This window comes from Pantanalinema rosaneae CENA516 (assembly GCF_050753385.1).
Classification (GTDB): domain Bacteria; phylum Cyanobacteriota; class Cyanobacteriia; order Leptolyngbyales; family Leptolyngbyaceae; genus Pantanalinema; species Pantanalinema rosaneae.
Genome location: NZ_JBLZFZ010000001.1, coordinates 50100 through 72015 on the forward strand (window position 1 = coordinate 50100; position 21916 = coordinate 72015).

At 50.6% G+C, this 21916-nt stretch carries 18 protein-coding genes, 1 pseudogene and 1 riboswitch; of the genes and pseudogenes, 6 read left to right on the top strand and 13 right to left on the bottom strand.

Features of this window, described 5'->3' with window-relative positions; translation table 11 throughout:
* Positions 1–111: 111 nt before the first annotated feature.
* The 3 genes and pseudogenes from ACN4EK_RS00115 to ACN4EK_RS00125 all read right to left on the bottom strand — a co-directional run.
* On the bottom strand, positions 112–1929 hold the full coding sequence (locus tag ACN4EK_RS00115) for a response regulator (protein WP_431655282.1): 1818 nt from the start codon (positions 1927–1929) through the stop codon (positions 112–114).
* Positions 1913–5524 (bottom strand): PAS domain S-box protein, encoded by a 3612-nt coding sequence (locus ACN4EK_RS00120; protein WP_431655283.1) that lies wholly within the window; start codon positions 5522–5524, stop codon positions 1913–1915. Before ACN4EK_RS00120 ends, ACN4EK_RS00115 begins: the two co-directional genes overlap by 17 nt.
* A gap of 387 nt (positions 5525–5911) precedes the next feature.
* Positions 5912–6148 (bottom strand): annotated as a pseudogene (locus ACN4EK_RS00125) (NADH-quinone oxidoreductase subunit D-related protein); the annotation flags it as partial.
* A 357-nt stretch (positions 6149–6505) separates the two neighbouring features.
* Here ACN4EK_RS00125 and ACN4EK_RS00130 point away from each other — a divergent pair.
* Entirely contained in the window at positions 6506–6826 is a 321-nt protein-coding gene (locus ACN4EK_RS00130) for a DUF5132 domain-containing protein (protein ID WP_431655284.1), read from the top strand.
* Between the two features lie 48 nt (positions 6827–6874).
* Here ACN4EK_RS00130 and ACN4EK_RS00135 read toward each other — a convergent pair whose 3' ends face one another.
* The 9 genes from ACN4EK_RS00135 to ACN4EK_RS00175 all read right to left on the bottom strand — a co-directional run bounded on the left by ACN4EK_RS00135 (position 6875) and on the right by ACN4EK_RS00175 (position 16408).
* Positions 6875–7213: a hypothetical protein gene (locus ACN4EK_RS00135; RefSeq protein WP_431655285.1), complete on the bottom strand. Its 339-nt coding sequence runs from the start codon at positions 7211–7213 to the stop codon at positions 6875–6877.
* A 101-nt stretch (positions 7214–7314) separates the two neighbouring features.
* Positions 7315–9582 carry a heavy metal translocating P-type ATPase gene (locus ACN4EK_RS00140; RefSeq protein ID WP_431655286.1) on the bottom strand — a complete coding sequence of 756 codons (2268 nt, stop codon included), beginning with the start codon at positions 9580–9582 and terminating at the stop codon, positions 7315–7317.
* Positions 9583–9606: 24 nt separating this feature from the next.
* The gene (locus ACN4EK_RS00145) at positions 9607–10185 is read right to left on the bottom strand and encodes an HMA2 domain-containing protein (protein ID WP_431655287.1); all 579 of its coding nucleotides are present in this window, start codon (positions 10183–10185) and stop codon (positions 9607–9609) included.
* Positions 10186–10273: 88 nt separating this feature from the next.
* Entirely contained in the window at positions 10274–10744 is a 471-nt protein-coding gene (locus ACN4EK_RS00150) for a ferritin-like domain-containing protein (protein WP_431655288.1), read from the bottom strand.
* Between the two features lie 78 nt (positions 10745–10822).
* Complete coding sequence (gene ftnA / locus ACN4EK_RS00155; protein ID WP_431655289.1) at positions 10823–11356, bottom strand: non-heme ferritin; 534 nt, start codon at positions 11354–11356, stop codon at positions 10823–10825.
* A 156-nt stretch (positions 11357–11512) separates the two neighbouring features.
* Positions 11513–11755, bottom strand: a complete 243-nt coding sequence (locus ACN4EK_RS00160) for a FeoC-like transcriptional regulator (RefSeq protein WP_431655290.1) — start codon at positions 11753–11755, stop codon at positions 11513–11515.
* Between the two features lie 2 nt (positions 11756–11757).
* The gene (gene feoB / locus ACN4EK_RS00165; RefSeq protein ID WP_431655291.1) at positions 11758–14109 is read right to left on the bottom strand and encodes a Fe(2+) transporter permease subunit FeoB; all 2352 of its coding nucleotides are present in this window, start codon (positions 14107–14109) and stop codon (positions 11758–11760) included.
* A 47-nt stretch (positions 14110–14156) separates the two neighbouring features.
* Entirely contained in the window at positions 14157–14840 is a 684-nt protein-coding gene (locus ACN4EK_RS00170; RefSeq protein ID WP_431655292.1) for a FeoA family protein, read from the bottom strand.
* A 455-nt stretch (positions 14841–15295) separates the two neighbouring features.
* Entirely contained in the window at positions 15296–16408 is a 1113-nt protein-coding gene (locus ACN4EK_RS00175; RefSeq protein ID WP_431655293.1) for a spore photoproduct lyase family protein, read from the bottom strand.
* Positions 16409–16719: 311 nt separating this feature from the next.
* Here ACN4EK_RS00175 and ACN4EK_RS00180 point away from each other — a divergent pair, with 311 nt between their 5' ends.
* The 3 genes from ACN4EK_RS00180 to ACN4EK_RS00190 all read left to right on the top strand — a co-directional run bounded on the left by ACN4EK_RS00180 (position 16720) and on the right by ACN4EK_RS00190 (position 19653).
* Positions 16720–17775 (top strand): CHAD domain-containing protein, encoded by a 1056-nt coding sequence (locus ACN4EK_RS00180; RefSeq protein ID WP_431655294.1) that lies wholly within the window; start codon positions 16720–16722, stop codon positions 17773–17775.
* Between the two features lie 36 nt (positions 17776–17811).
* Positions 17812–19413, top strand: coding sequence for a pyruvate kinase (locus ACN4EK_RS00185; RefSeq protein WP_431655295.1), 1602 nt, complete (start codon positions 17812–17814; stop codon positions 19411–19413).
* Positions 19414–19479: 66 nt separating this feature from the next.
* A complete protein-coding gene (locus tag ACN4EK_RS00190) occupies positions 19480–19653 on the top strand; it encodes a hypothetical protein (protein ID WP_431655296.1) in 174 nt (57 codons plus the stop codon).
* An 11-nt stretch (positions 19654–19664) separates the two neighbouring features.
* Here the strand turns inward: ACN4EK_RS00190 and ACN4EK_RS00195 are convergent, their stop codons facing one another.
* Positions 19665–20417, bottom strand: a complete 753-nt coding sequence (locus tag ACN4EK_RS00195; RefSeq protein WP_431655297.1) for a phosphatase PAP2 family protein — start codon at positions 20415–20417, stop codon at positions 19665–19667.
* Between the two features lie 146 nt (positions 20418–20563).
* Positions 20564–20711, top strand: a riboswitch (cobalamin riboswitch).
* Positions 20712–21050: 339 nt separating this feature from the next.
* On the opposite strand from ACN4EK_RS00195, the gene ACN4EK_RS00200 reads away from it, so the two are divergent.
* Both ACN4EK_RS00200 and ACN4EK_RS00205 read left to right on the top strand, forming a co-directional pair.
* Positions 21051–21491, top strand: coding sequence for a hypothetical protein (locus tag ACN4EK_RS00200; protein ID WP_431655298.1), 441 nt, complete (start codon positions 21051–21053; stop codon positions 21489–21491).
* A 15-nt stretch (positions 21492–21506) separates the two neighbouring features.
* Positions 21507–21887 (top strand): DUF1636 domain-containing protein, encoded by a 381-nt coding sequence (locus ACN4EK_RS00205; RefSeq protein WP_431655299.1) that lies wholly within the window; start codon positions 21507–21509, stop codon positions 21885–21887.
* Positions 21888–21916: the final 29 nt, after the last annotated feature.

The following is a 21916-nucleotide window of genomic DNA, read 5'->3' on the forward strand; positions in this document are numbered from 1 at the left end:
CGTAGCCCCATTCGCCTGCGATCGCCGTCCATTCGGATCGATCGCCCTGCATTCAGAATTGTCTGAAGCCGCGATCATAATCGACCTGGAACTAACGCGATGCCAGGGAGACTAATATCGTTGGTAGGAGTCACTACTGAGATCGCCAGGTTCAGTGACTACCGTTAATTGCACTTTGAAGCAGGTTTGCTGATGTGTGCTTTCAACGGCGATCGCGCCACCCATTTGCTCGACGAGTTTTTTCACCAGCGATAGTCCCAACCCAGTCCCGCCATATTTCCAGGGGTCATTGTTCGGGATCCGATAAAACTTATCGAAAATTCGCGGGAGTTCTTCAGCAGGAATTTCAACGCCTGTATTGGCAACGGTTAGTTCAAGGCAGTTGATGAACTGATTGACTTGAGGAGCTTGAGCGAGGCGAGCTGAAATCGAGATGGTTTCTCCTGCCGGTGTATATTTACAGGCATTACTGAGCAGTTCTGTGACAATGCGATTGAACCCGAGTGAGTCCAGATGCAGGATCGGTAAATTGGCAGACAGGTTGACCTGAAGGGTTTGTTGTTGGTTTCGCGCTCGCATTTCAAACGGTTCAATCAAATGTAGCATCAGGGCAGACAGGCTGATGGGGGCAGGCTGACTTACATAGGTTCCGGCTTCAATATGTTGGAGACTCAACAGATCCTCCACTAGGGCAAGTTCGCGATCGCACTCTTCCTGCAACACCCGCAAATATTCACCCACTTTGCCCCTCTGGATCGCAGGCTGCGCCAACTCAGCAATCAGGTCATGACCTTGATCGGCGACCGTCGTCAGTAATTTAATAATCATTTTCATACTGGCGATCGGCGTTCGCAGTTCATGGGAGATGGTGCTGAGAAAGTCATCTTTGAGTTGGTTCAAGCGTTCCAACTCCTTCACCTGTACCTGAGCCGCCTCATACAGTCGGGCTTGCCGCAGGGCGATCGCACACTGATTTGCCACCTGTTGAACGAGATGTCCTTCCAATTCACTAAAACTGGAATAGGTATCCCTAAATAGCCACAGATCCCCCAGAATTCCAGTTTGATTCACCTGATCGTCAAAAATAGGACAGGCAAGGATCGCGGAATGGTTGCGCAGGGGACTGGGCTGAACCTGGCAAAATGCGAAACACAAGCGTGCCTGTAATTGCTCATAGAGTTCTGGATAGTCTGCCATATACAGCATTTGTCCCTGGGTAGCATCAGAACCCGGTTGTGTCCATTGATAGCGAATGGTTGAGGTTGAGTGATCTGTACTATAGAGAGCCGTATCACAACAGCGTAGTTCTAGTGCCACGGCTAAGGTTTCAACAGCCGCTTGGAGGATTTGATGTTGATCTAAAGAATCCCGCACCTGATCAGAGATGTGTTTGAGAGCCACCTCAAAATTCAAGGCTTGTTGCAGTTCCAGGGTACGAGCTTGAACTTGACGCTCCAAGTCAGCATTCAGCCGCCGCACTTCTGCTTCTGCCTGTTGCCGATTGTAGATCTCTTGTTGCAATTGGTGTTTTTGCTGTTGAATCAGGAGTTGATTTTTAACGCGTGCCAGTACCTCTAGTTCCTGAAATGGCTTAGTAATGTAATCCTGCCCCCCCAGTTCAAAAGCTCGCACTTTATCACTGGCTTGATCCAGCGCACTGATAAAAATGACTGGAATATGCATTGTCACGTCAGAGGTTTTCAATTTCTGGCAGACTTCGTAGCCGTTCATCTCCGGCATATTAATGTCTAACAGAATTAGATCAGGGGGGTTATGGTGGGCGGCTTGTAGTGCCATTCTGCCATTCAGCGATTTGAACACCATGTAGTGCTGAGACTCCAGAATTTTGGCTAATAAGCGCAGATTGTCTGGAGTATCATCCACCACCAGAATACTAATTTCAGAAATCGGTCTACTCAGAGCTACCATGATCGTCTCCCCCAGTCTCATGTTGAAGCCAACTGAGAATTTGCTCAAACTGAAACTCTTCTGCTAAGTGAACGAGATAGTCGCCCAGGGGGGCTAGCTCTGGTGCAAGTTGCGTGACTAGAACTGCCACGGCTCGATCGTCTCCCCGCACCGCCGCATCCTCTAAGGTAGTGAGCCAGTCCGGTGACAGGTTAGCCAGCATGGTTGGCTCCAGCCGGGTCGAGAGATCGGGTTCCGGTGGACGAGATGCCTTCGACAGGGATGCTGTCGGCAGATCAGGTTGAGCATAAAGATACTCTAAACCTAAATATTCTGCCATCTTCAGAAATATCGTCTCTTCTCGAAACGGTTTGCTGATGTAATCGTTGCACCCGGCAGCCAGCGCCAGCGTGCGATCGCTTTGAGACGCTTGAGCGGTGAGAGCAATAATGATGCTGGCTTGTGCTTGATCCATTGCTCGAATTTGTTTGGTCGCTTCATAACCATCCAACCCAGGCATCCGAATATCCATCCAGATCAGATTAGGTCGCCAATCTTGCCAAATTTGTACGGCTTCCTGACCATTGCTGGCTTCTCGTACCTGTAGACCTAATTGCGACAACAGCCGCACCATCAACAGCCGATTTTCCCGTTGGTCATCCACGACTAACACCCGACGATGGGGTTGCCCCGGAACTAACCCAATCACGGTGCGATCGTGGTGTTCGGGCTGCACATCCACGCTACTGATGGCACGGGCGGGAACCGTAATAGTAAATGTACTGCCGACATGAGGGGCACTCTGAACCGAGATCTGACCGTTCATTAATTCCAGTAGCTTACGGCTAATCGTTAATCCTAACCCCGTTCCACTAATTGATTTCTTCCCCGCATCTGCCTGGACGAACGCATCAAAAATCGTCTCCTGTTCTGGTGCAGTAATACCGACCCCGGTATCGATCACCGCAAATTGCAGCATGATCGGGATAGAGGATAACCGGGGAGATGAGCCTGCCCTGCCTTCAATCGTGCGATCGCAGCAGTCTCCCAGCGTCACGTGTAGGGTAACGCTCCCCTCTTTTGTAAACTTAATGGCGTTACTGAGGAGATTGAGCAGGACTTGACGTAGTTTCTGTTCATCGGCAATCACGAACTGGGGCACGACCGGGGCGATATCGAAGATCAGTTGCAGCCGTTTCGCATTTGCCCGTTCGGTCATCATGGTACGCAGACCATGCAGCAGGGAGATCAGGTCAAATCCGGTTTCTTCCAACGTGCTATGACCAGCTTCAATTTTGGAGAGATCTAACACATCGTTAATCAGACTTAATAGATGATCGCCACTGCGCCGAATGGTTTGCAGATCATCTCTCTGACTGGAGGTGAGCGATGGGTCATGCGCCATTACCTGGGCAAATCCCAAAATAACATTGAGCGGAGTCCGAAGTTCATGACTCATATTGGCAAGAAACATACTTTTTGCCACATTGGCGGTTTCTGCCGCTTCCATTGCCTGTCGGAGAACAACTTCTTTGCGTTTGCGATCGCTAATGTCCTGCCCAATTCCTAAGAACCGTCCACCAGAAAGCCGCACATTTGCCCAAGTCGTTTCTAAGCGTTGCCCCTGGGCATTGTAGGTTGTGAGATCTTTCCAGTGACCCGTTGCCGCCAGCATGTGCTCTAAGACGCTGTGGCGATAGGTGGGATCGGGATAACATTCAACCAGAATATCGCGTTGCTGCCACTCCACGATCGACCAACCGAGCACTCGCTCTAACTCTGGGTTAATGAATTCAATTTGTCCGTCAGCATTAAACAAAGTAATCATGATCGGAATATGATCCACGATCGCCTGGAACATTTCCTTCTGATGTCTCAGCGCCGCTTCTACCTGTTGACGTTCCGTAATATCCCGCGAAATACACAGGATCGACTCAACGCTTCCCTGCTCCGACAACTCTGGAGCGATCGCCATCTCAAAGGAACACACTCCTGCCAGGGTTGGGACAGTAAATTCAATTACCTGCTTCTGTCCTGTACGGATCAGGCGAGCGGCAGCGGCTTCCCAGGTCTGTACCATCTGCTCATCCATCCCCAGTTCACAGCAGGTTTTACCCAAAAATGCATTGGCATCAATGCCTGTAATTCTAGTTAGGGCAGGACTGACATAGAGATGCCGCAGGTGTAAATCAAACCGTTCGATGATGTCAGGGGAATTGTCCACCAAATTCTGATAGCGTTGCTGGGATTCAGCCAGGGCAAGTTCAGTCCGTTTGCGATCGGCAATATCCTTAAACGTCCCAATCATCCGGATGGGATGATGATCCGCATCACGGGTTACGACTTTGCCATAGTCCAAAATCCATTGCCATTCCCCCGATTTAGTTCGTACCCGGTATTCACAGGCGTAGGGCACTGCACCATCTTGCAGATGAGCGTTCAGCCGCTCCATCATGCCCGCAACGTCATCTGGATGAATGGAATTTTTCCAGCTATCCACAACATCCGGGAATTCACCCACCTCATACCCTAACAGCTTGAGATACTGAGGACTACGCTCAACCTCACCGGTGGCAATTGTCCAATCCCACCAGCCTTCCGCCGAGGCTTCCAAGGCAAGTTGCAGGCGCTCCTGACTTTCTCGTAATTGAGTTTCAACCTGTTGCCGATGCCTAATCTCTGCATGGAGCTGTTGATTGATCATCCGGCTCTGCTGTGCCTGACGGGCAAAGCGTTGTCCCAGGTACACCACAAACGCCAATGTCCAGGCAGCGACTAATCCACCCCATAGAACTACCGTAGGTAGGGGCGATCGTCCTTCGGCAATTAAGATTGGGGTTGGTGTCACCTGCACTTGCCAATCTGCCCCATAGACTTGCACCAGAGTTGTCTGAGGTTCTGCGTCTGGAGCGGGCTGAGTTGCCTGACTGTAAATCAAGCCAGTGCGACCAAAGATTTGAACCTGATAACGGGGCGAGTGATTCAGGATCGTGTTAAAAAAAGTCTCAAATTGAAAAACTCCGACAATAAATCCATCAAAGCGATCGGCGGTGGCGGTTGGTGGGTTGTGACGATGCCCAAATAACGGGACACAGGCAAGAAATCCTTGCCCACCCTGAACTAAGGCAACAGTACGGGTCAGGAGGGTTTGACGTAGCTCTTTGGCAAGGGTTAGGGTAATCTGGCGGCGGTGTTCCTGACTCATATCAAAATCTTGAGCCGCTTCATTGCCCTGACGGGGCACAATCCAGCGCACCCGAAATGATGGGTCTACCCATTCGATCGCCTGATAGCCGTAGGACTGGTCAATATACTTCCTGGCATCGGCTTCCCACAAGGGTTGCGGTGTTCCCCCACTGACCCGCCACCGATGCGCCATTTGTTCCAGGGAAAGAATTCGGCGGGATAGCTCGCGGCTGAGGTCTGAGCCAACGGTATCCGCCTCTTGCTGCACTAATTGCTGAATATGGAGTCGCTCTTGGACTCGCAACTGTTGCCATACGCCCAACACCGCGATCGTCGTACTGAGCCCTAATAGGAATGAGAGCCAACGGGCTTGACCAATCTGCCTGAAAGATTGCCACCTTTGCGAGTTACGCCGTTGTCCCATATACATCCACTTCCTAAACAGGTAGCAATCCTCACTGACTAAGGCTGGTGCTGTTTTGGGGCAATCTCAGTCCACGAAGGACTAGTCGCTTTGCCATAGCGCCAGACAAGGATCGCCCGGCGACAAGGGGCACAGACCGACTAGCAGTTGCCTGGACAATTACGTTCAATCCAGGGGGGCTGGGCAAAATTCAGATCCAACTCCTCACACTCCAGTCTAACCACCTTTCCAGGCAATCAGAGATAATCATCCTACCCCAAACCCTGGATCATACCCAATGCGATTATGAATGGGGCAAATTTTGCGGTGGCAAAGTAAACCATGCAATCAGCCGCTAGGGCGATCGCAACTCTGCGGCAGTTCTGCCATATTCAGATCGAAGATTAGCGATGATTAGCGATCGACAGCCCCCATGATGATGTCAATGCTGCCGAGAATCGCCACAATATCCGCAACTTTTTGGTCTTGGACTAAATAAGGTAGGATTTGCAAATTCACAAAGTCAGGCATCCGAATTTTCCAGCGCCAAGGGAAAACATTATCATTTCCAATGACGAAAATTCCCATTTCCCCCTTGCCACTTTCTAGCCGAAAGTAGTGTTCACCGACCGGAATTTTAGGATTCTCAGCGATCTTTTCCATGCCGCGATGCAAATAGCCAATCACAGGTTCGCAATCAATCACATTCTCTCCGTCCGATGTCACGATCAGGTGTAACACACGATGCATCGAAGGATGATGGGGTTCCATGTTGAGAACCATCGGGGCGGTTTTAGTTTCAATAATTGGCATCGGGAAAACACTCTGAGAATCAACAATAAAAGAAATTAACTCAATACTGAAAAACTACACAGATCGCACAGCAGCTAATGTAAACATCCTCGGGAACCTAAGACTTGATCAAGTCATTCAGGTTTTCTAAGGATTGGACGTATAATAAACAGGGATGTAGTTTATATCACATCCCTGTTTTGAAGAGGTGCAAATATGCAAATGCATCAAGGAAATGTGGGGCTAAGAGCGCGAGTCGCAGAATTAGCCGCCGGTCAGAATGCTAAGGTGATCGCCGTGGGTGTGGCGACCGTAGCCCTGGCTCCAGTGATTCTGCCATTAATCAGACCTGTCCTCAAAGCCACAATTAAAACGGGCGTAACGCTGTTTGAACGAACCAAAAGTACGATCGCGGAAACCGGAGAACTGTTAGCAGACATTGCCGCCGAAGCTAAAGCTGAAGCTCAACTGGAAGCCCAAAAACGAGCCAGTATTCAGGCTACCCTATCCCCGCAAAACACCACAGTGACAGAATGAGATCGTGGGGCAATCAAGACTGAACTGCTTTGCCCCATGCTTCTCGTCCTAATTGCTCAAAATGGCATCTGAAGTTGGCTGTACTGTTTCAGATAACAAAGTATTCTGGTGTTCGATCGCAGTATAGAGTTGGGCAGTGAGTTCTTGCTGTTTCGCTTCAGCAATCCACTGGGATAGGGAGATGGGCACATTTCTCGACAATACTCGCTGCGATCGAGAGGCTGTTTTAGGGGCGGGTTGAGCCGATTTAGATGCACCCAGTAGCCGGGGGCCAAGCATCAGTAATCCTAAACTCAGCCAGGTCAGGGGGTGGTTGCCATGTCCATCTTCCAGAATTTCTTTCAGGTGGAATGTCAGAACTGATTTTTCCAAGTGAATCAGAGACATAAATGCTAGGAGTTGAGAAGAGTTTATTCTAGGATACCAATCTTCCCTAGCTTAGTAAGAAGTATTTGCAACAGGAATGAAAAATTGGATTGATGCTTGGTTTACTTGCGATCGGAAGCTTGCTGCATCTGGTGTTGCACAAGGGGGCGTAAACTATTCATCCCCGCTGCGATCGCGGAGCCGTTGTGAATGGCTGTGGCTGCCAGGGGATTGAGTCCTACCGTGGTTGCCAGTCCCAAAGCCAGCAAGTTAGGGGCTACCACCAGCGTTGTATTCTGCTCAATCAGCGATCGAGTTTGACGGGCAATCGCGATCGCCTCTAATAAGTCCAGAAGATAATTGTTCATCAGCACCACATCAGCCGTTTCTCGGGCAATCTCTGACCCCTGGGCAAAGGACACCGAAACATCCGCGTAGGCTAATGCCACCGAATCATTTAAGCCATCCCCCACAAAAGCAACCGTCCGCCCGGAGCGATGCAAATCACGCACAATCCGAGCTTTCTGTTCAGGGAAGGCTTCGGCGTAAACCCGTTCCCTGGCAATGCCGAGTTCCTGTGCTACTTGGCTGGCTCGTTGGGCATTGTCTCCCGTCAGCAGATGCACCTCAATGCCGTAGGTTTGCTGAAGCAGGTGCAGTAACCGATCGCTCTCTGGACGCAGCGGATCGGCATAGGCAATCACCCCCTGTAGCTGCCCATCACAGGCAACATAAATCAGAGATTGACTCCTGTCTGGGGCATCAATCCCCGCTTCCCATACCACCCCGGCTTGCTGGAGGAAGCGCTCACTCCCTACCAAAACATCCCGGTTTTCGATCGATGCCTGTACTCCTAACCCGACCTCATAGTGCCATTCTCCCCGGATAGGAATCGGCAGATGTTGCTGTTGAGCATACTGCACGATCGCAGCTGCAACGGGATGATTCAAGCGTTGTTCGGCGGCAGCAGCAAGTTGTAACACGGTTTCCGCTGGCATGTCCGCGATCGGGTTCACTCCAGTTACCGCGATCGTGCCCTGGGTGAGGGTGCCCGTCTTATCAAACACGATCGTATCCACATCGGCCAATTGTTCCAGCGTCCGTCCACTGCGGACGAGAACACCATGCCGAGTGGTATGGTTCAATGCCCCTAGCAGGGCGGTAGGAATGGAAACACGAATGCCAGTGACAAAATCTAAGGTGAGAATGGCGGCGGCTCGGGCAGGATCACGGGTTGTCACCAGTACCAGGCTGGCGAGTAATAGGGAGGGCACAATCAGACGATCGGCCACCTTTTCAGCGTAATTTGCCATGCGAGTGTCATACACGGGCGCTTTTTGCAACAACTCAATGCTGGCGGCGGCGCGGGTTTGTCTGCCCACCCGATCGGCTCGCAAATAGAGTTGTCCCGATTGCACTAATGTAGAGGCAAATACCTGTTGTCCGATCTGCCGCACCACCGGCATCGATTCTCCCGTCAGACTTTGCTGGTCAATAATTGCCTCTCCCTGAATCACCGTACCATCAACGGGAATTTGTTCGCCGGGATAAACAACGACTGTGTCACCGATCTGAACCCGATCGCTCTCAATTTGGTGGGGAGGCTGATCACCAGATTTCACCCAGGCAAAATGGCCGATCGCGTCTAGCAAATTTGCCGTTCGGACTTCCGTTGATCGCGCTGTCTGTTCCCGAATCACATCTCCTAACTCGTGCAAGGTAATCACCATTGCCGGAGTGAATAATTTCCCCTGCCAGCCACTTAAACTTAATGCCAAGAGATCTAAACAATCAATATTCAAGCGGCGCTGTACGAACAGGCTATAGAGGGCGCGTTGGGCAACTGGGAGGGCGGCGGTCAGGACAGTAACGATCGCGAAGGGACGGAGACTCACCAAGGGTGGTAATCGGCAGAGAACAGCCAGTAAGGCGGCGGTTGCAGGGAGCCGTAAACTTGACCATTGCCCGTCATCTGTGGCAGATTTTGCCGCATCCCGAGTAGCCAAGGGGGATGGGTCTGAAGGAGTAGAGGGGTGAATGGGCAGCGACCCCGGAGTGGTAGGGATCGACCGCTCAGTTGGCGGTGCTAAAGGATACGGTTGACAACTATTTTGTAGATGATTGAGCAACTGTTGCGATAACCACGGTTCAATCGATGTCTCCATCCAGTGATCCGTTTGATACTGAATAATCAGCGATCGCGCAGCCAGGTTAATCCGCACAGATATAATTCCTGGAATGCCAGTCAGCCAGGAGTTTAATCGGGCTGCCATTGGGGGAGACTGGGCTAACAGTGATATCTGTAGCCGGATACGTCCAGGGATATGATGAACGACCTGACAGAGCAAAACCGTTGTCCGCTCCGGGCGATCAATTGGGTGATCAGTCATATACGAGGCGAAGGTTGCCATGATTTAAGATTCAGTGGCAGGGTAGGCAAAATCAGGTACATTATGCTTTTCTGCCTGATCTAAAATCTGCAACAGGCGCATGCCCAATTCCAATTCCGAAACACCAGTGCCATCGTACTGAATCACTAAGGAGGCGGCTGTCCGATTCAAGCGAACTTTAGTGACGCGATCGTCATCGGACAAAAGTTGCTCTAACCGTTTGGCATAGGCAGCATCCCGGAGCAACCGTGGAATTCGCAGGCGAATCCGTCCTAGGGTGGAATGCACGATCGTGTAGTCTTCTGCCATGGGCAAAGCACCCCCATCAGCAGACTGCCCATTGCCGGACGCGGCGCTCACGGGGGCTGGATGGGCTTGTTTTTTCAGTTGAATCACCGTTTGACGTGCAATTGCCGCGATCGTCAGGTTCACTAACAAGGCCTGCGCTCCCCGGAGTTGCAGACGACTGGTGACAAATAGCCCAGCCAGTACAGGCAGGATCGTGGCAATTTCGCCATACTCTTCCAAAAAATGTCCGACCCGAGGAGCCAAATCTAACGTTGCTGATGGTTGTACCTCTGGGATGGATGCGGCATTCATCATGATGCGATTATTCCTCCTGGTTATTCAATCAAATGGTGCGTCGCAGAATCTCCGTCTCCCAGCCACGATCGCTCGACAATTACGTCCCCTATCTGCAACCCTGTCCCCGCCGCCCACCTCTACCGTGATGCGGTTGATGCAGTTGATGCGGTTGCCCTGTTCCGCGATCGGCACAGCGTTGAAAAGCCGGTAAATGCCGAGTTTGCGAGGCATGTTGCAAATTCAGGAAAACGGATTGCACATCCGGATAGCCTCGCGTTAAATCCAGCAATCGCTCATACATTGCGGCATTCTCAATCTCTGCCTGCACCCCGGCTTGACAAGCCTCTTGCACCGATGCTGGCGCGTTTACCCGTCCCGCCCAGGAGTCTTCTGGAATTGGCAATCCGTATCTCCAGAATAGGGGAATTAATGCCTGGATATGGCGCTCCTCCGATGCCACAATATTTACAAACGGACGAATAGCGCCAAACTTACTCAGAATCAAGCGGTAGGTTGCCCGGGCTTTATATTCATCTTCCAGGGCTTCAGTAAGAGCATTCTTCAGTTGCTCAGACATGGTTCATCAATGATCGATGGAGGGTAGTGGTTGTCAGTAGCGGTGTTCCGGCAGAATGCAGAGACTGGAAGCAAAGGGTTAGGCGTTCGTTGGTGACATAGATGTGGCTTCTTTCCCCTTTGTCGCCGCAAGGGTGGCAATTTCCCGATCGATGAAGAACAGTCCCTGACCTTCGGTACCAATGAGTTTAATCTTGTCGAGAATTCCTTTAAAGAGAAATTCTTCCTGATGTTGTTCGGCAACATACCATTGAAGAAATTGCACCGTGGAGTAATCTGATTCAGTAGTAGCCAGATGCACCAAATCGTTGATTTTTCCGGTAATGAATTGCTCGTGAACGTAAATCTTTTCAAATAGATCCTGCAAAGAGTTAAACTCCCAGGGGGGTGCATCCATCCCACCAACTATGGCTAATGCTCCCGTTTCTTGCAGGTAACTGATCAGCCGCCGCATGTGCATCATTTCTTCATCAGCATGTTGACTCAGAAAAGTAGCACAGCCATCTAGCGCTTTATAGGCACACCAGGAACTCATTTGCAGATACAGGTGAGACGAAAACATCTCAAGGTTGATTTGTTCATTCAATCGATCGGTCATAGCTTGCGACAGCATTACCAAACTCCTTTGCGATAGGTCTAGATTGCCACACCGTTATCATACAAGGAATTCCCAATTCCAGTGATGACAAATCTAGTTGAGAAATTAAATCAACTGTATTAGCAGAATTAACTGAATTAGCGGAAGCAACCGGATCAACAGGCATAGCGTCTAATCGATTCGGCATGGTGGCGAACCGGAATTAACCCATTCGTAGATCTCCAGCGTTTCCGGAGCGCAACTATGACATTGGCTACATGGTTTACCCGCTACTCGACGGACTCGCCCTTTCCGAATTAGGGGGTTGAGCATGCCCCGCAGGGCATCGGCATCCGTTTGAAAGTGCCGGGTTAACTCTTCCAGGGAGGTGGGTGGATGGGTACGCAGGTAGGTCTGGAGTTGTTGCAAAATCATCTTTATCGACTCCAGGCTCTCTGGTCGATCGCCCGTTGGGGGCGCAGACGGCGACGATCGCTAAAGTGTTTCAGTCCCACGATCACCCCAGTCATCACCAGGAGTAATCCCCCGATCCAGGCGATCGCGCTGAGCGGATGCTGATCTAAGGTCATAAATTGGTAATAGAACGTGGCAACCCAATAGGCAAGCCCAGTCGTCCAAGCACCGACGAAGATCGTCCAGCCCAGGTTAGTTTCCCGGTAAACGACTGCCGTCGCCGAGACACAGGGGAAATAGAGGAGGACAAACAGCAGGAAGGCGATCGCGGCTGTGGTACTGCCAAATCGCAATGCCATTTGTCCAAAGGTCGTATAGCTAACCTCCTGAGCTTCTGCGGCGGCTTTTTGGTCGCTAGTATTACTTAAAATCCCCAGTCCGATCGGGTCAAGCACTTGATTCGTTAAATCCGCCAGATTCGCGGGGATGCTGGCAACAGCCGACCTCATACCGCCCCAGAAATCAAAGGGTTCCTCTGGTGTATCGCTGCTGCCAACCTGCTGCTGTGCCAGACTGGTGTAGAGCGAATCCATCGTACCAACCATGACTTCCTTGGCAAACACCCCGGTGAATAGTCCGACGGTGGCAGGCCAGTTGTCCGGTTGAATGCCCATGGGCGTGAAGACGGGAGTAATAGTGCGGCTAAAGGCACTCAAAATCGAATCCTGGCTGTTTTGTTTACCAAAGGAACCATCTACGCCGACGGAGTTGATTAAACCTAAAATTACCACCATAATCACAATCATTTTGCCAGCGCGACTGATGAAGGTTTTCAGCCGATCCCAGGCACGAATTAGGACACCTTTGAAGGTCGGAATATGATAGGGCGGGAGTTCCATGACAAAGGGAGCCGCTTCACCACGAAACAGCGTGTGTTTCATGACCAAGCCGGTAAAGATGGCAGCAAGAATCCCCAAAATATAGAGCAGAAAGACAATGTTTTGTCCGTTGGTGGGAAAGAAAGCCGCGACAAAGAGGGCATAGATTGGCAACCGCGCCCCACAGGACATGAATGGATTCATCAGAATTGTCATCAGGCGATCGCGGCGATTCTCCAACGTCCGGGTTGCCATAATGCCAGGAATATTGCAACCAAAACTCACCATCATCGGTACAAAGGATTTCCCTGGTAAGCCCATCAATCGCATTAAGCGATCCATGACAAAGGCGGCTCGGGCTAAATACCCGGAGTCTTCCAGCACTGCCAGGAAAATGAACAATAGTCCAATTTGAGGAATAAAGGTGGCTGTGGTTTGAATCCCGCCACCCACACCATCAGCTAATAGCCCAATTAACCAACCGGGAGCGCTGATCTGCTGTAACAGATGGGCAGTGCCTCCGACAAAAATTGTGCCAATGCCAATATCAAAGAAATCAATAAAGGCTCCACCCAGGTTAATTGCAACGAGGAACATTAGGTACATCACGACCAGAAAGATCGGAATTCCTAAAAATCGATTCAGCACTACGCGATCGATACGATCGGAGACCGTTTGTTTAACTAAATGAGTGCGTTCGGATACCCCCTGAATCAATTGATGAATCCAGGTATAGCGACTATCTGCAATCAATAAATCTGTATCTTCTCCCAGAGTTTGATGAATCCGATGACGATGTTTCGCGATCGATCGCAACACATCCTGTCCCAACGCTGGCAGGTGGCGATCGTCGTACTGCAACAGATTGAGGACAAACCAGCGCACATCGGCGGATTGATTGATCGACTGAGCTTCTAGCGCTGGAATTAAGTCTGCTAAAGCGGCCTCAATCACCGGGGGATAGGCAACATAGGTACTGGGAATGGTGGGATGGGCGAGGGCATGATGTACCGCCTCTTTCAACGGGGATACGCCCTTGCCGGTATGGGCACAGAGCGGAATCACCGGACAGCCTAACCGTTCTGCCAGCAGGTGAGCATCAATCCGAATTTCCCGTTTGGCGGCCAGATCCATCATGTTGAGAGCGACGATCATGGGCACACCCATTTCGAGAATTTGGGTGGTCAGGTACAGATTTCGCTCCAGGTTAGAGGCATCCACGATGTTTACAATCACATCTGCCTCACCGGACAGCAGATAATCCCGCGCTACCAGTTCATCTAACCCCGTGGTCGTGTCTTCGGCATCCACCGAATAGACTCCGGGTAAATCAACTACGGTGATAGTCTGACCATGGGCGCGATAGTTACCTTCCTTCCGCTCCACGGTAACACCCGGCCAATTGCCGACATGCTGATTGCCCCCCGTTAAGGCATTAAACAGCGTAGTTTTGCCACAATTCGGATTGCCAACCAATCCAATGGTTAATTGCGTCATGACTCTATTCCTTAAATGGGTGCTTAGATGAGTGCTTAGATAAGTGCTTAGATGAGTTCAACAATCAGCGCGTCGGCTTCAGCTTTGCGCAGACTCAGATGAAAGCCGCGCACCTCAATTTCAGTGGGGTCGCCCAGGGGCGCATGGCGGGTGACTCGTAACTCCGTACCTGGGGTCAGTCCCATTGCCAGGAGTTTGCGCTTATAGTCTCGGGCGACTGGTTCATAGCCCATGACTCGTAGCATAGAACCGATCGCGGCATCTCGCAGTTTGACGCTGGATGATGGAGAAGTGCTTTGCATAGTTATTGTCCTGGTTGTCCGCATCGGTGGTTCCCCAGTTAACGGTTGGGCGTTCATCACCTGAATGTTTTGTGCCATTTCTGCCCCCAGACCCAGGCGTTGGTCGTGGAGTGCCACAATCACGGAGCCGGTTGCGGTGCAGCTAATCACCTTCAGCACCACATCGGGCATCAAGCCCATCCCCATCAGGCGATTATTTGCCTCACCACAGTTCAACGCCACAATGCGAATTTGCTCGCCTACACGGGTATTAGATAGGGGGAAAACTCGGTGATCCTGGGAGTTCTCTGGGACAACGGCAGGCAGATCCACCGGACTAGAGGGATCGCAACGATCGGCGATCGCATCCCCCAGATAGACAAATTCCTGCCAGGCAGAAGCGCCTAAATCCTCTGTCCAGGCATTGACCAGATCATCTCCACGATTCATGGGAGCCTTCTCCACAAGCGAAACCTACTAAAAATAATTCTCAACTATATTACCTATAAATCCGGCGTTTAAATCACTTCATGACTTTTTAGTAATTAAGTTTTTATAAATTTTACCTCACTTTAAGCATCGAAACATAATTTTAAGCCTTAAGCCTGGTGAGGAAGGAGTTTAGCAGGCTAAAAGATTTGCCATCGTAGCGTTGTCCAATCAATCGCCCAGCAGCGATAGGAACAGGCAACTGGGCGCTGTTAGTAACTCCTAATGAAACTTTCTATCAATAGTCTCACTAAAAATTGACTGGAGGTTTATCCTTTATCAATCCTTAACAAGTTGGGAGAAGAGAGAATATGCCTCTCCACTTCTCCCTTGATTCACTCTGTCACCGGCTCCAGACCCAACTGCCCAAATGAACAACTAATCACCTTTTGTCAGGCCACGGTTGCTCCGGGTGGCTACGTCCAGTAGAGCATGGCGGCGTGGGGAAAGCGACATCGGATCTCCTGTTCAAAAAACCGCCGCAGGGTAAGCATCGTGTCCCGGTCATACACATACTTGATGCCGCCAAACTTGTTCCGCTTGATGACTCGCCCCGCTTCATCCAGATCAAGTGGGCTATGGGGATACCAGGTCTGTAATACCGCTTTAGAACCTGGAGTAAAGCGGTGGGAAATTAGCTCAAAGGTTAAATCGCAGCCAAAATCGATCGCAGCACTGATCTGGTCAAACAGGTGGGTATAGTGCTCTTGCCAATCCTCGATCGGCATAATGGGTGCTATCACCACGCCGATCGGATAGCCGCCGCCACCCTGCTGTTGAGGGAGTGCCAGTTGACGTAATGCCGCCAATCGAGCCGCCACGGAGGCTGTACCCCCTTCCATTCGGGTAGAAATTGGAGCCGCATTGACACTGACACGGCAACGGGTATGTCCGTGATGGGGTAAATCCAAGAGGGAATCCACAGCATCAAACTTAGATACCCAGCGCAGGTCAGCCTGTTCGCGAGTACCAAAGTAACGAATGCACTCAGCTAAACTACCCGTCAGATGCTCGATGCCGAGTGGGTCAGTATAACAACTAACCTCGAAGGAGGTACGATCGCGGGGCTGTTCGTAGCCAGCCAGGTTAGCCAAAATTTGGGGCAGGTTGGCAAACACGCGAATCACAGGTGGGCCCTGCAAACTACCTGCCAGGTAACAGTATTGACAATGCGCCGGACAGCCCTCTGCTAAATGAAACTGCCAGTCGGCTGAAGGCGGAATCGGACTTAGTTTAAGCTGACTGGGGGGAGCCGTCACCACGGCCAGCGTCCGTTTAGAAATGTCGTAGGTGTCGCGATCGCTCTCGCCGCGTAGCCCGGTTAATCGATTGCGGGATAATTCGGCGATCGGTAATTCCAAGGCTTGCACCCGGTCTAGAATCTGCTGTCCCCAGGGTTGATCCAGAGCCGCCGGAGTGAACAACACGCGATCGGGCATCCACAGACGGGGTTTATGGGCAGAGGATGATGGGATTGCCGGAGTAGAGTTAATTTCAGTCGTCGTCGAACTAGCAGACGATGGTCGCAAAATCGCTTCTCCATGCAGGGTCTACTCTCTATTGTGGTTTAATTCGATCTGAAGAAAACCCAGAACTGGCAGGGATTCCACCCGATGCAATGGACGGTTTTCTGGCTTGTAGGGATCAGTTGACGAACTCAGTCACCCACAACCCATGAATAGCTCTGAAAAAAGCCTGTCAAAATATTACAAATGCTCTATTTTTGCCCCAAAAACATCCCTCGATCGCGGCTAAGGTGGGACAATGAACTTATTAAGTTCGGGTCTTATATAGCAAAGTCTTTTTTTATGAAAAGAGTGGTGGTTTCAGGGAAATTCGTATGAAGGCGCGACGATTCAATCCTTCGATCACGCTGGCTGAATATGCTCATCAAATTATTCAGCAAAACGTGGAAAAAATTATCGCTCAAGAGGCAGCCGTTCTCAAAGATAAAGATCCAGAGCCCTTGCATCAAATGCGGGTCAGTATGCGGCGGCTCAGAACAGCCGTAAAGGTGTTCAGCACCACGATCATCATTCCCAAATCCGCCAATGATGCCGCGATCGGTAAAATTGCCAAAAGTTTAGGAGGAACCCGGGATTTAGATGTCTTACAGCAAGAGTTAATCACTCACTATCAACCTCTATTAAAGAAGGCCGAACAGCCCAAATTTGAGGCGGTACTCAAGCACGTATCCCAAACCCGTCGCCAAAGTTTTTCCCAATTACAAAAAACTCTGAATGGCGATCGCTACCAAAAAGTTAAACAATCGCTGCAAGCCTGGTTAGACAATCCAACCTATACGCCGATGGGTAGTTTAGCGGTATTGCAGATTTTACCGGATTTGTTGCTGCCCCTGGTTTGCCAACTATTTCTCCATCCTGGCTGGCTGGTCGGCACAACAATCCAATCAGGCGAGGTGGCGCTGGTGTCGATCGCAGACTCTCAGGAATTAAATCACCAATTCCACCAGTTTAACCAACTCCTCCACGGCTTACGCAAGCAAATTAAGGGAGTGCGGTACCAGGCAGAATTCTTTGCTGGGTTCTATGATCAAACCTACCTGGAACGAGTAGACGAATTTAAAGCCATTCAAGATCTGCTGGGACAGCTTCAGGATCATGTGGTTCTGCGGCAGTTTTTAGAGTCTACGCTCAAGGCAGATGTCGCTAAGGTATTACCCAGTGTCGATCGCGTCCTGCAACAGGATCAAACCAACTTTTGGCAAAATTGGCAACCGCTTCAGCAACGATATCTTTCGTTAGAGTTTCGTCAGTCCCTGCGATCGCTGCTCACGACCCCCACTGCCCTGACCCTGCCTGATTCTGGTAATAGCAACAAGCAGCCCAAAGCCAGCAAACAGACTAACGCCAAGTCAGTCACTTCCAAGCAATAACGTCTCAATCGAATTACATCGCTTCAGGAGACTTTTATGGTCATGAGTTCTACCTCAGAAGTGGTGGCTGAACCACTCAACCTTGCCAATCCCCAAATCTTGCTATCTACTCTCAAGGATTTGCGGCACACTGTGGCACAAGATGGACAACTAACCTTTGACCAATGGCGATCGCAGATTCAGCGATCGGAATTCTTCATCAGTGCCTTAAATCTAGCGGAATATCTTGCCCTGCGTCGGCATGATCTGCGATCGTTGCAAGCAGCACTCATGCCCTGGGGGTTATCGTCACTGGGGCGGATCGAAGCCCGGGTGATGCCCAATCTAGACGCGGTAATTGCCACATTGGCGGTCATGTGTGGGTCAGAGAGTACCCCATTGCTCAACCGTCCGCCGATCGCCGCCTTCTTTGAAGGTAATCGCCTCCTACAACAGAACACAGAGGATTTGTTTGGGCAATCTCCTGCCCAGCGCCGAGTCCGGATTATGGTGACGCTACCCAGTGAGGCGGCTACGAATTACGAACTGGTGCGAGAGATGGTGCGTCGGGGGGCAAACTGTGTCCGCATTAACTGTGCCCATGATACCCCCGAGGCTTGGCAGCAGATGATTGAGCATTTGCGACGGGCGGAACAGGAGCTAGGTAAGCCCTGTAAAGTCATGATGGATTTAGCGGGACCCAAAATCCGTACCGGGACTGTAATAACGCCACTAGGCAAAAAGCGCCTCTTCCAGGGGGATTACATCCTGCTATCCCGGAGTGAGCCTGATCCTATACCGCAGGCTGAAGCTGAGCAGGCTAGTCAAGCTCCGATCGCGCATTTCCAAACTTGTTGTACTATTCCTGAAGTTCTTGATCTATTAACGGTTGGCACACCAGTTTATATTGACGATGGTAAGATTCGGACTCGCGTAGTCGATACCCATGTGCCCTTACCCAATGGTGAACTGGGACTGATGCTTCAGGTGACTCATGCCAGTCCTAAAGGGGGCAAACTGCGATCGGAAAAAGGCTTGAATTTCCCCAATATTGTGCTTCCCCTGAGTCCCCTGACGGAAAAGGATCTGACGGATTTAGACTTTGTTGCCACCCATGCAGATATTATTGGCTACTCATTTGTGCAACATGCTGCCGATATTGAATTACTGCAACGCGAATTAGCCCAACGCTCTGGAAACCGCTCCTCCCGTCCCGCGATCGTTGCCAAGATTGAAACGGCGATCGCGGTTAGCAATCTGCCAGAGTTAATCATTCATGCGGCGGGCAAACAATCCTTTGGAGTCATGATTGCCAGAGGCGATTTAGCGGTAGAAATCGGTTATCAGCGACTAGCAGAAATTCAAGAAGAAATTCTCTGGCTATGTGAAGCGGCGCATGTTCCGGTGATTTGGGCAACGCAAGTGCTAGAGAGTTTGGTTAAAGAAGGGGCACCATCGCGCGGCGAGATGACCGATGCCGCCATGGCTGAACGGGCTGAATGTGTGATGTTAAACAAAGGCCCGTTTATCGCTGAAGCAATCACAATTTTGGATGATGTGCTCACTCGGATGGAAACCCATCAATCGAAAAAAACTCCGCAATTACGGGCGCTCCATTCCTGGGAACAGACCGTTGAATCCGCTATCAACTTGTCCTGAAACCAATCAGACTCTAATGCGGCACTTTGAGATCACAATTCATTTGGATATGGTGGAGGAATGCTAATGGTAAGCCAATTGATTCGGATAGAAGTTGATCTATGTGACTCATTAGCCCAATTAGAACAGGCGATCGAGATGGAGTTACAGAAACAGGGAGAGCCAATTCGTTGGGTTGTGTTAGATGTAGACAAGAAACGCCAGAAAGTTTATGTAGAGGCGATCGTGGTCATGGCATAATATACTCACCTCTACAGATTGTCTCTAGATAAGGTTTGGGCTTCCTCCGTAGTTAACTGAACTTCCTCCCGCCGGGTGGATGCCGTCAGATGCGGTCGAATCGCAACACTCACCCCGATCGCCCAGGCAATTGACACTAACCAGCCTGCCACAATATCACTGGGAAAATGCACCCCCAGGTATAACCGGGTCCAGGCGATCGCCAGCACAAAACTACTTCCGCCTAAGACGGCTAACCAACACCAGCGAGTTCCCCAGGTAAGAATGATGATCGCTGCTACAAACGTCATACTCGCCGTCGCATGACCACTGGGAAAAGCAAAATCCGCTTCAGGAGCTAGGGGTGTCCATAAGCTGGGGCGCACTCGATGTAATACCGCCTTAGCCAGCCGATTGATCAACCCACTGCCAATCATAGTTAGAAGCAAATAAATCAGCGATCGCCACCGTTGTTGCCGGAGTAACCAGAATGATAACAATGTGGTCAGGAGAGTGACCCCCTTAAACCCACCCAGCCGCGTCAAGATTGGAACCAGCCGATCCCAGAATACTGTCGTAGTGGCATGAACGGCTAACAAAATCGGCTCATCCCACAGGAAGCCCCCCTGCTGCCGGGAGATGGCAACTGCCAGTTGCTCAAATAAAAACAAGGGTAGACCTACCCCCAGCCCCAGCAATAGCAGCGATCGCCAGTGTGCCTGCAATACCTGCTGCAAGAACTGCCAAAAGGCATGGGAGTGCTGTTGGAACTGAAAATTTGCCATTACGGTTGAGGGTGACTGACTCCCAACCGTATCGTACCGATTGCCGCTTTCACCACTGTCCTAAGTTCGATATCCTGAGACTCGGGGGATCAGTCGGTATCACATTCGTTGAGGGAGTGCAGCCGCATCACCTGATTGTGTGTTACTCTGCATATACTCAAGTCGGTTCTGATGGGGAGCAGCCATTCAGACGTGAGGGGGAAAGAGCAGTGCAAATCTGCCGCTGTCCCGCAACTGTGATGAAAGCGATCGTGCTTTCTTAGTCAGGATGCCCACCGACTGATGGCTCCTTAGGAGATTGGTAAACCCGTTATGTTTCATCTGCGAGGTACGGATGATGGTCAATTTTGTTATTTTATTCTTAGGCTACGATCGCGGCTTGTCTCTGCATCTCAGCTGCGATCGCTCAGAATTTCATCACGATTCAATGAACTGACCCGGTAGACGTTCAGAACTACCATCACCCTGACTATCTGGGTCTACAGCAAGACGGGCATCTGGGGGCGATCGACCCTAGAGCACTCATTAGATGCCGAGAGTCAGGGGCGGCAGTGGTGATGGGGCAACACAGTGCCAAAGATGCATTTTCACAGGATTTAGACATGATGACAAGGCAACGATTGGGAGATAAGTATGCGACCTCAAGATAGTACCTGGCAGGGGTGTTTAGGCTACTGGCAAAATCTGTTTATTCGCGAGAATTTGCTGCCCCTGGGACATGCCGCATGGCAAGGGTTCATCACCCACGGGCGGGGGATGGTCGTTTGTGAGATGGCGATCGCAGATGCCGGGGCTGTGGATTGGCAGGCTGACTTAGTGGAATATACGACCCACTTCATTCCCATGTCACACGTATCGGAGTATTTACAGGCTTTAAACCTGGACACAGGATTGATCACACGACTGCTCCAGACGATCGAGACATACAATCCTGCCCGAGACGTACTGTTGCTGATTAATGAACAGGGACGACCCGATATTAATTTGCTCCAAAATCTCGCCGTCTCTCCAGTGGCTTGTTACCAGCAGATGCAGCAGCGTTGGACAGAATTTCAGCTTGATCATGCCATCTAAATCACCAGGGAATCCATGACACAAAATACGTTGTTGGTTTGTACACTCTGCCAGTTGGCTGAAACTGAAGCCGCACCAGAGGGGTTAAGTGAAGGGCAATTGTTATTCAACCAGCTCAAAGCTGGTCTAGAAACCTCTGGAATTCGCGATCGCATCCATCTGCAACCAGTACGCTGTATGGGAGCCTGCGATCGTTCCTGTATGGTGGCATTTACCGCACCTCAGAAACTTACCTTTATTTTGCATCAACTCTCTCCTACTGATTCCATCCCTGAACTCCTACAATTTTGTCAGCAGTATGCGGCGGCTCCAGATGGCAGAGTACCCTATAAAGATCGTCCAGAAGCAGTGAAACAGGGCATTCATGCGGTGTTGCCTCCCTTACCGATCGCCTAAGGATTACAGATTGATTAAGGTGTAATTTT